Genomic DNA, 9612 nt, shown 5'->3' on the forward strand with positions numbered 1-9612 from the left:
TTATGAATAGGAAGAAATCAAGAGATGACCACTCCTTCTTGTTTCATTTCTTGGATTAAGCGCGCCACATCAGCTGCAACAAGGGTAGTAGTAGCACCATCATAATGCTGAAGAAGAAATGATTCTACATCAGCAATTTGAAAATCCTTATTTGCAAACTCCTGATAAATATCAAAGGCCGTGTCATTCAGGGTTACTAGACGATTGAAATCTACGAGTTCTGCACCTGTAGCTAACAATACATGTTCGCCACACACAGTGCGTAGTTGAAAAGAAGGGTTGAACTTCATTGAGATATTGTGATGTTCAGTGGGGTTACTTAAAATTAGAAATACGAATTGACATGTGATGCAACAATTCATAAGCAAGGAGCAATGGACGGCGCAAGTAAACCAAGGTTTGCCACACATTAGCATATATTTGCCAAATCCAATGGTCAACAGAAAACTGGCGAGTTTTACGCTGAAATGAGACTACTCTACCAATGATATCAACACGTTGACATTCTTCTTGTTGGCCTACATTGCCATCACCTTGAAGCGTACACTTCAGCTTGTCACAACGAACAATGCGATGTAATACCCAGCGTTGATCGGAAGTACTAGCCAAAACAATATCACCACGACGATAACAATGAGCTGGTTTGTGCTCTAGGGTCACCAAGTCTCGCTCGTGTTCAAGCATTGGCCGCATACTCCGGCCACGCACCCTCAGTTGCACTTGACTTCCTTGAGAGAGCATACTGCGTATCTCAGCAAACAGGATGTCTTGCGCCACTTGTTTGACGACATTAGACATGGTGTTTCTTACATAAGTATTGATGACTTAACTCCGCTGCCTCATGATTGGGCAAACATTTTAGATGATAAGCAGGCACTTGGGACACCACCTTCTCTACTGTTGCACAAATAGCCGCGTACGAGTTTTTATCCCAAATCATTGTCGAACAAGAAGCCAGCAAAGAAGCAAAGGCTTCGAGAGGGCGAAGCTGCTGAATATTATTTTCTGGAGCTTGTTCCAATCGCATCACCCCACCCAACCGACAACATACATTGCGATAACACGGAGTCTTCCCACTCCAGGGAGTACCCCAAACTTGTATACTGCCATCGGTAGCTATTCGCACCACTGGATTATCATCATTAAGTAACTCCACTTGTGGGATATACTTAAGCCATAGTTGAGAATGCGTACTTTTGCCTGTCCCGCTCAAACCTTGAAACAAAAAAGCCGTTCTTCCAATCTGAGGAACAGAAGCATGAACTAAAAGCGTCTGTTGATAAGCTCCTGCAAATGCATAACAAAGCATAATAGCATTATTCAACAATACGTCTGGTTGGACAGCTTCGGCCGATAAAACCATTTGAGCTTTCCGAAAATTACAATCGGCATAAATGAGAGAACGAGAGAATCCTGTTTCGTCAGAAACCTCAAACACATAATCTCCACACTTATTGCTCCACACTTCAAACCTTAAGTCAGTGGGTTGTACACTAGCGACATGGTCATAAGAAGATAGAGATAGACATGTAGATCCGAATTCTACAGAAAGCTCAAACAGCACATTGCTTACCTCCAAGGCTTCAATACGAAAACCATCATAACATTGTGCTAGCTGCTCTTTAAGAATATTGCAGCCATACGGCAATTCAACAACAAAAGTGTGGTCAGCAACAGAATAGAAGTATTTCACAGCAACATTCTATACAGCAAACGAGGTGCGAAAGCAGTTAGTTACTGCCAGCCACCTCTAGTTTCTTGAATTGAAATTGATCTTTGAAGATATCTTTGACCACAATTTTGTCAAGGCCTAATTTCTGTCCAGCCAGCTTGATACGCAGCTTTTGGCGCATTTTTTCTAGCTTTACAATCTTCTTATCATAAAACACAACTGCTGTCTGATGTGGAGATGCAAAAGTCTGCTCCACATAGACTCGTAGCTGTTCAGCATACAAATCGCGATCTGTAAAGAATTTCTTTTGCAGCAAATTGGGTGCCGTGATAGCGACGATATCTGTGACATAAGCTACAGAGTCACGGAGATTTTGTGACACCCCAAATATAAAGAGTGTCTGCTCCTTGGGTTCAGGGGTGATATTATCAGCGGCTGTTGTAATATCAGCGCGAGACATTCCCGTGAAACCAACGAGCAGCAATAAGAGCCATAAAACTTTTTGCATAGATGGTCGTGAGCTTGATCGAATAACGCTAATACTTCTTCATCACAATTAGCTAGGCTTGGTGAGGAACACAAAAACCATGCTTGCATAAGTTAAGCGTATATCGAGAATAAACTATTGTGCAAAGTTAGAGATTTCTATTCAATCTCACAAACAGAATAGACGGATATTTACTACAACCAAGCATTTGTCTAGCAAATCTTCATTTGTTTCCCTTTTTCCATGATTCGTATCTTGACATTTGCCACCTAAAACATCCTCTTCCGCAAAAAGACAACCAAAATGAACCGAGAGATTGTTCATAGGCTAAGAGAAATGACATAAAAAAGTCGGAGAATTGTCCTTAAAATCTCGGAGAAAGATAAAAATATCTCGGAGAATTTCGCAAAAAACTCCGAGATAAATTTGAACTTCTGGATGATTTGTGATTATCTCCACGAAAATCACTTAAACAAGACCTAGAGAAGACTTTAAAAAACAAAGGGGTAGGCTTCTCCCAAGCACTTCCGTTTCTCTAGAACAGAAGTCCAAACTCTGATTATGTTTTTAATTTACCAATGTCTCCTCTCGGAACTTCAGCAATCAATTTAGCAAACAGGGGCACTGATTCTAAAATTTCAGGATTACCCACGAGCAAAGTACGTTCTCTCGCTCTGGTAAGTGCCACATTAAGTTTCCTATCTATTAGCAGCCCTTGCTGGTCTATAAACTGGGAATCACAAAGGAAGCTCAATTGTGAAGGTCGACTCACTGTGAATCCATAGATAATGACATTCTTCTCTGAACCTTGAAATCGTTCCACTGTATCTATCGTCACGTTGGCCAAAACAGGATAAGCAGAAGTTTGCAAAAGACTTCTCACCATAGTAATCTGATGTCGATACGGAACTATAATTCCCAGTTCCTTATCCAAGTCAAATGGAACTCCTCGATGCTGTATCTCTTTATAGATGTGTTCCGCCAGATGAACGATTAATTGAGCCTCATCCAAATTCAGTTTAGCCGAAGGAATTCCAGCTTGTTGAGTTTTAGTATCACTATTCTTAGGACAACTCTTCCTTGAGGTAACACTCAGCAAATCACTATCAGAAGAGGGTGTGCAAGTATAAAATAAGACTCTAGGCTGAGGAATAGCAAGCACCTGATGCTGCAAACCACAAGCTTGCAACTGTCCATTATAAAATTGCTTGTTCGCAAACTCAGCTACCTCTGGATGCATGCGGCCTTGCTTCGTAAACTCATGGATGCAACACTTGGGCACACTATGATAAAGACGTTCAAACAAAGATTTACGACAATCATCCAAACCTATAGTCTTCAATTCTTCTTCAGACACTCGGCTGTCCTGCGGTGTCTGCTGTACCACGGCAGGCAATTGTTTGTGATCACCAATCAACACGAAACGGCGGATGGCTAATTCCTCATTCTCGCCTGCCATCAATAGAGGAAGCAAATGAGGTTCTAACAACTGTGAAGCCTCATCGACAATGGCTAGAGAAAAACGTTTACGCATGAACAAAGCAGTCATCCCCGAGAGCGAAGCTACAGTTCCTACGAGAATTCGTGTGCTTCGAATCAATTCCCCAACCTTATTGACATCGGACAATTGAGAAACCTTGTGCTCTAACAAATACTGATGATACAGGGGATCACAATTGTGCTTATTGCCCACTCGGAGAAAATCAATTTCATCTTTTGCGAGCTTACTACAGATTTCATCGACTGCACGATTGGTATACGCCGCTAACAAGACATTGCAATCAACATCACTAGCCAGTTCTTCACGCAAAATTGACATCAACCCGAAAGAGGTTTTCCCTGTACCAGGAGGCCCTACTAACAGAAAAAAGTCTCTCGCCTGCTTAGCCTTAAGCACCATCATATTTCTCTCATCATCTTGATGGTCAAGCACTAGAACTTGAGTCTCATCCACCAATGAAAGAGAAGGATTTAACAACACCTCTCTTCGATGTTCTGATCCAGAGAGAAAAGAAAACAGACCTCGAAACAAAGAAGTAGAGGCTGAATCCATAAAATCCTTTTCAATTGCCCACAAACGTCCAGGTCTAGTGTCAAACACCACTGAATTGGTTTGTGGGGCACGCAATTGTAACATGATTTTCTCCGAAGATATAGCAATAATTGTTGCTCGAAAGACAAGGCCTTTTCGCATATCTGGCGCGAAATGCTGATCGTAGGAATACAACACAACAATGTCACCTTCTCTAAAATTTGGAGCTATGATCAACTGATTCTCGGTTTGTGGAAGTTTCAAACACAACGATTCTACTGCACCATCTTCATTACACACACAACCTCCTGGTTCTGCAAAAGACAAATTCGCTATGATGTCACCCACTTCTTGCTTCTCTTCAAAAGTAGCATTCCAAGCAGAAGCAAATCCACTACACTCGCGTTGCTGATTGCCCACCATCCCCAAACGACGCTCAAGCGAGAGGAAACGATGAAATCTATTGAAATAACTGCGTGCCAACTCGTTGGACCGACGATACACTCCGATAAAAGACTCTAGTGCAGGGCGTTTATAGCTCGACCAAAGCTTGCTAGCCCCTCCATCTGTAAAACTATCTATATCAAAGTGATCGAGATAATCAGCAATACCTTCGGTAGAAAACAGAAGTTCTCGTGCCACAATTTCATTACGTATTTGTAGGGCTTCACGAAGATAGTCCATGATTGTTTCGATACGCATCAATCCATATTCAGGAGAATACTTAGAATAAAGCAGGTAGGCGCGCATATCATTGAAGCGCACCTTGTGGTTAAAATGAAGAATTGCTCGATAAAGTTGCAACTGAATGTTATGAGAAAGTTGTGCACGGCGTGTCCATTCATCCATTTTCCCACTCTTCTGCTCTATAACAGTCGTAAAATCGCGACTCAACAAGTCCATACGCCCTTGTAATCCCAACAATTCACAGAAGAAGGTCGGCTCAAGTAGAACATCAGAAAGCGCATTCAGATGCAGATCATTGCGCAACTGATGCTGCACCATACTCCTAAGATGCAATTGTTGACTTTGAGCATTGATGTGAAAATCACGACGTCCTTCATTTGATGCAAGCTCCGTACAAGTGTAACACTGCACAGCATTTTGCGCAAAGAAACGGCGGGCTGTGTCAGGGTAAGAAGATTCATAACCATGCAATTCCTCGTCAAGCATTTGACCAGCCAAATGTCCCAAGAGAATCGCACTAGTAACTGGCACTGGTTGCAATCTATTGACTACATCATATTGTGAACAAACCCCTGTAGCCTGAAAACAATTAGCTACCGTTGTCACTGGTATGAGATAATCGGGTTCCAGTACGATGAGTGTGGGTTCAAGAGCTTCATCCACCCATCGCGTATCCACTAAATTCAGATTGGAGTTCTTCTTGAGGAGTGGAAGTAAAGCTGTAAAATCATTTTTATCATCTGTCCTACTTCTAAGTCGTACTTTCTGCTCTAGACCTTCGTTAACGCAAAATACGAGCAGATAGTCCTCGTGTTTCTCTAATACTACAACACGAAAATCACCTACGAAACGTCCTTTTCTCCGTCTCACCTCTGGTAACAACTGAGGAAGTCTGTCTTTTAATTGAACTGGAATCTGAACCTTCGTGCGCCAAGAAACCATACGTGCCAAACGCAGCATATCATAAGGAAAATCTGCTTGTAACACATTCTCATTCGCTCCAGATAACCCCTCCATTCGGACACGATAATCATTGAGACCAACGTAAATCTGCTCGTCTGATGCTTTGCTTTCCTGAAATAAATAGTGAAGCTTAGAGAAAGTCCCAGAAAGATACACACCTGCATCACTAGTTTCTTCCCTAAGAAATTCTTGAAACAACAGGTAACCACTCTTACAACGCTCATGAATAGGAAGATTAACGCGAAGCAGCTGGTTCAATATTTCTTGATAATAATAAGAAGCAAGAACTGTAGACATAGGCTATGGATAGATCTTCTCAATAGAAAGAGAAAAAGGAGAAAATACGTTTGGGCTATAAAAAACACAGAAATACGCAGAACGTAGATCTGTGTTGCATGACATCAGTGAATTCCTTAGGAGAAAGCAAATAAGGGAAATATGATAGCGTAAAAGAGTCACAGAATTCTAGACCAACTTAATATCATAAATAATAATACTTCCCACAATGGCATTAAGCTTTTGCACCAATTGTCCACGCATCATAGCAAGCTGAGTGCGCAATGCAGGAACCTCAACACGTACCCACAAACTTTGTTCGCGCACCGCTAAGGCTTGTGTAGACTGTGCTATAACTTCGTCTACAACATTAGGCCAAGCTTGTACCAACTTATACTGTAAATAAGGAGTTTCTAAGCCGCTTGAGTGCAAAAATTCCGCTACTACACCATCCACTCGCCTCGTTTCTCGTCTGTCCATAAGTTAGTTTGCTTGAGAGGTTGAAACATAAGATTCAGAATCGTCCAAAGTCGCCAAAGAAGAATTTGCGCTATGGTTTTCTAGTAAAGCCACTTCCCCCCTCTTCACCTCAAAAAGTCTGTAGTCACGGTGGGTAGCAGCTAAAATACTATCTAGATGCTCTCGATTGGTGTCAGTAATGAAGATTTGCTCAAAATCATCCCCACTCACATAATCCACAATACATGCTACACGACCTGCATCTAGTTTGTCAAAAATATCATCGAGCAGTAGGATGGGAGTGCGATGTTCACCCACAGACTTGAGATAAAGGAACTGCGCCAGCTTCATAGCAATGAAGAATGTCTTGGTCTGACCTTGTGAAGCCTCTCTTCGCACGTTGTGCCCATTCATCAGTAGCTCAAGATTATCTTTATGTGGACCATGGAGTGTATGACCTACGATACGCTCCTTCACACGATCTCTCACCAACATTGGAAGTAGTTCACCGCGGGTTGCATGAGTATCATAGATAATAGAGACTTCTTCAACTGCGGCATTACAGAAGCGAGCGTACATCTTCTGGAAAATAGGAATAAAATCAGCAACAAACTGCTGACGTTCTTTATAAATCACATCAGCATCTATAGACATCATTTCCTCCAACACTTCAAATAGTTGTGCATCGGGCTCGTCTTCTTGCTTCAACATTGCATTTCTCTGTTGGAGGGATTTGTTATAGCGAATCAAGGCTTCTAGATAACAAGGAGACACTTGTGAAAGCACAGTATCCATGAAACGACGACGTTCCTCGCTTCCTCCTGACACCAACTGCTCATCGGCAGGAGAAAGCATGACCAAGGGTATTACACCAACATGCTCACTCAGTCTTTTGTATTCTTTGTCATTACGGCGCATACGTTTGCGCTGACCTCGCTTGATACCACAAGAGATTTCTTCCTCTTCATTTAAAGCTGTACGATACTTTCCTTGGAGCATCATAAATTCAGCTTCATGACGAATACAAGCTCCGTCTGTAAGTGCAGTAGCACTCTTGCCAAAAGACAAAAAATAAATAGCATCAAGCACGTTAGTCTTACCTTGTCCATTAGCTCCTATCAGACAGTTCACATTAGGAGAAAGTGTAAGCTGAGCTTGCTCAATGTTCTTATAATTGAGGAGAGAAAGATGCTCTAATATCATATTTTGAAGGAAAATGCTGAGATTGCAAAGAATATGAGTACAAAGATACGAAGAATTCTCACTATTTTTTGAGACTAGAACTAAAAAAACTATGTTTTATTTCGTCACTCGCTTACTATTTAGTATTTTTGCAGGCAAAACGCATACGCTCCACTATTAGAGCTGAGTGCCTATTCTTTAGCAAAATAAACTTATACATACTCATGAGTCAATCTAACAAATCACTCGATGTAAACGAAACTCTCGTTAGCACTGAGGCTTTTCTTATCAAGAACAAACAAAAACTCATCATGGCTTTGGTAGCCGTTGCCGTTGTGTTTGGTGCTTTTTTTGGTGGTCGCTACTATCTTAATAGCCAGAATGAAGAAGGACAAGCAGCTATAGCCCTTGGCCAAACGTATGTGCAACAAGGTGATTGGAAGAAAGCTGTAGAAGGTGACGGCGCTCAGTTTAAAGGATACAAGAAGCTGGCTGACACTTACTCATGGACAGACGCAGGCAACGTGGCCCACATGTATGCAGGAATTGCCTATTTCAACTTAGGTGAATACAAAAAAGCCATTGAAGAATTAGAAAGTTTCTCTGCTAAAGGAGATGCTACTGCTTCTGCAAACGCACTTGCAGCTTTAGGCAATGCCTACATCGCTGACAAACAACTTGACAATGGTGTGAAGAACTTGAAAAAAGCTGCTGATAAAGCCGATAACGAGGCCCTCTCGCCTGAATATCTCATTCAAGCTGGCCTTGTCCTTGAAAGCCAAGGCAAGAAGTCGGAAGCTAATGCTTTGTATGTACGCATCAAGAACGACTATCCACGTAGCCGCTACTCTCAGAATTCTCTTCAGAATGGTGTTGCTACCAGCCCTGAGATTGACAAATATATAGAACGCACGAAATAAGCAGCAAAATCTTTCACACTGAAAACACAACAGCTGCGCAATAGCATGTAGAAGTAATGAGGAATTAGGAATAAAGAAAGGGTTGCACCCTCTCCCCTCCTAACTCCTCATTACGCATTACCAAGAATATTCTCTAAACAGAGATTCCTTTCATATTTGATTATGTCCTCTTTCAATTTTCTTCAACACAATGCGGCTAACATCCCTGATGCTTCGATGATGCGTTTTGGCATTGTTGTCACAGAATGGAATGCTCATATCACCGAAGCCATGCTCAAGAGTGTCATTGCCACACTCACCGAACATGGTGCATCTGAAACAAGCATCTCTGTACGCTATGTGCCTGGAGCTTTCGAATTGGTCTATGGCTGCGCTCAGCTCGCTGAACATGGATATGTAGATGCGATTATTGCACTAGGCTGTGTTATAAAAGGAGACACCCCACACTTTGATTACATCTGTCAAGGTACTACTGCTGGTCTAGTGCAACTGAATGCTGCTGGAAAAATCCCAATGATTAATGGTGTACTAACCGTAAACAATGACCAACAAGCAGAAGAACGTGCAGGTGCTCAAATGGACAAAGGCCGTGAATTTGCAATCACTGCTATCAAGATGGTGGATTTCATGAAGTCTTTTGAATAAAAAGAGGCGAGCATTTTATCATGCTTTTGTTATTGTAAGGTACATCCTTCGGGGAGTTTGCTAGGGCTGTTTGTACTCCTAATCATAATCTAGACTTTCTACAGAAGGTGTTAGAGGGAGCATTCTCTGTTTTCATATAGTATCCAAGCAAAAAAAGGCAGAAAAGTTTGGAGTATTACAAACTAATTCGTAAATTTGCACTCGGTTTTGGGAAAACATCTCCTATGAAAAGTTGATATCCTAAATAACTTGGGCAGTTACCAGAGTGGCCAAATGGGGCAGACTGTAA

The 9612-nt window shown here is 41.8% G+C and carries 9 protein-coding genes and 1 tRNA gene (1 of these 10 only partly in view); 3 read left to right on the forward strand and 7 right to left on the reverse strand.

Annotated features, from left to right (window positions below; genetic code table 11):
* Positions 1-17 precede the first annotated feature (17 nt).
* The 7 genes from HMPREF9999_RS07595 to recF all read right to left on the reverse strand — a co-directional run bounded on the left by HMPREF9999_RS07595 (position 18) and on the right by recF (position 7779).
* On the reverse strand, positions 18-290 hold the full coding sequence (locus HMPREF9999_RS07595) for a PqqD family peptide modification chaperone (RefSeq protein ID WP_009752127.1): 273 nt from the start codon (positions 288-290) through the stop codon (positions 18-20).
* Between the two features lie 25 nt (positions 291-315).
* Complete coding sequence (locus tag HMPREF9999_RS10480) at positions 316-798, reverse strand: S24/S26 family peptidase (RefSeq protein WP_009752128.1); 483 nt, start codon at positions 796-798, stop codon at positions 316-318.
* Positions 791-1693 (reverse strand): hypothetical protein, encoded by a 903-nt coding sequence (locus tag HMPREF9999_RS07605; RefSeq protein WP_009752129.1) that lies wholly within the window; start codon positions 1691-1693, stop codon positions 791-793. The genes HMPREF9999_RS10480 and HMPREF9999_RS07605 overlap by 8 nt, the downstream gene beginning before the upstream one ends.
* A 37-nt stretch (positions 1694-1730) precedes the next feature.
* Positions 1731-2180, reverse strand: a complete 450-nt coding sequence (locus HMPREF9999_RS07610; protein ID WP_009752130.1) for a hypothetical protein — start codon at positions 2178-2180, stop codon at positions 1731-1733.
* A 538-nt stretch (positions 2181-2718) separates the two neighbouring features.
* Complete coding sequence (locus tag HMPREF9999_RS07615; protein ID WP_009752131.1) at positions 2719-6138, reverse strand: AAA domain-containing protein; 3420 nt, start codon at positions 6136-6138, stop codon at positions 2719-2721.
* Between the two features lie 168 nt (positions 6139-6306).
* Complete coding sequence (locus HMPREF9999_RS07620) at positions 6307-6597, reverse strand: DciA family protein (protein ID WP_009752132.1); 291 nt, start codon at positions 6595-6597, stop codon at positions 6307-6309.
* Positions 6598-6600: 3 nt separating this feature from the next.
* Positions 6601-7779, reverse strand: coding sequence for a DNA replication/repair protein RecF (gene recF / locus HMPREF9999_RS07625; RefSeq protein WP_009752133.1), 1179 nt, complete (start codon positions 7777-7779; stop codon positions 6601-6603).
* 203 nt (positions 7780-7982) lie between these two features.
* Between recF and HMPREF9999_RS07630 the strand changes: the two genes are divergently transcribed.
* From HMPREF9999_RS07630 to HMPREF9999_RS10485, 3 genes are all read left to right on the forward strand, one after another.
* Positions 7983-8678, forward strand: a complete 696-nt coding sequence (locus tag HMPREF9999_RS07630; RefSeq protein WP_009752134.1) for a tetratricopeptide repeat protein — start codon at positions 7983-7985, stop codon at positions 8676-8678.
* 156 nt (positions 8679-8834) lie between these two features.
* Entirely contained in the window at positions 8835-9323 is a 489-nt protein-coding gene (ribH, locus tag HMPREF9999_RS07635) for a 6,7-dimethyl-8-ribityllumazine synthase (protein ID WP_410488782.1), read from the forward strand.
* A gap of 251 nt (positions 9324-9574) precedes the next feature.
* A tRNA-OTHER gene (locus tag HMPREF9999_RS10485) sits at positions 9575-9612 on the forward strand; it runs 59 nt beyond the window's last position.

The sequence above is a fragment of the Alloprevotella sp. oral taxon 473 str. F0040 genome (assembly GCF_000318095.2).
Lineage (GTDB): Bacteria > Bacteroidota > Bacteroidia > Bacteroidales > Bacteroidaceae > Alloprevotella.

Bases quoted from the DNA above. Each gene is read 5' to 3' on its own strand.
- HMPREF9999_RS07620 (WP_009752132.1), bottom strand. From the start codon at position 6,597: ATGGACAGACGAGAAACGAGGCGAGTGGATGGTGTAGTAGCGGAATTT.
- HMPREF9999_RS07630 (WP_009752134.1), top strand. From the start codon at position 7,983: ATGAGTCAATCTAACAAATCACTCGATGTAAACGAAACTCTCGTTAGC.
- HMPREF9999_RS07610 (WP_009752130.1), bottom strand. From the start codon at position 2,180: ATGCAAAAAGTTTTATGGCTCTTATTGCTGCTCGTTGGTTTCACGGGA.
- HMPREF9999_RS07595 (WP_009752127.1), bottom strand. From the start codon at position 290: ATGAAGTTCAACCCTTCTTTTCAACTACGCACTGTGTGTGGCGAACAT.
- recF (WP_009752133.1), bottom strand. From the start codon at position 7,779: ATGATATTAGAGCATCTTTCTCTCCTCAATTATAAGAACATTGAGCAA.
- HMPREF9999_RS10480 (WP_009752128.1), bottom strand. From the start codon at position 798: ATGTCTAATGTCGTCAAACAAGTGGCGCAAGACATCCTGTTTGCTGAG.
- HMPREF9999_RS07615 (WP_009752131.1), bottom strand. From the start codon at position 6,138: ATGTCTACAGTTCTTGCTTCTTATTATTATCAAGAAATATTGAACCAG.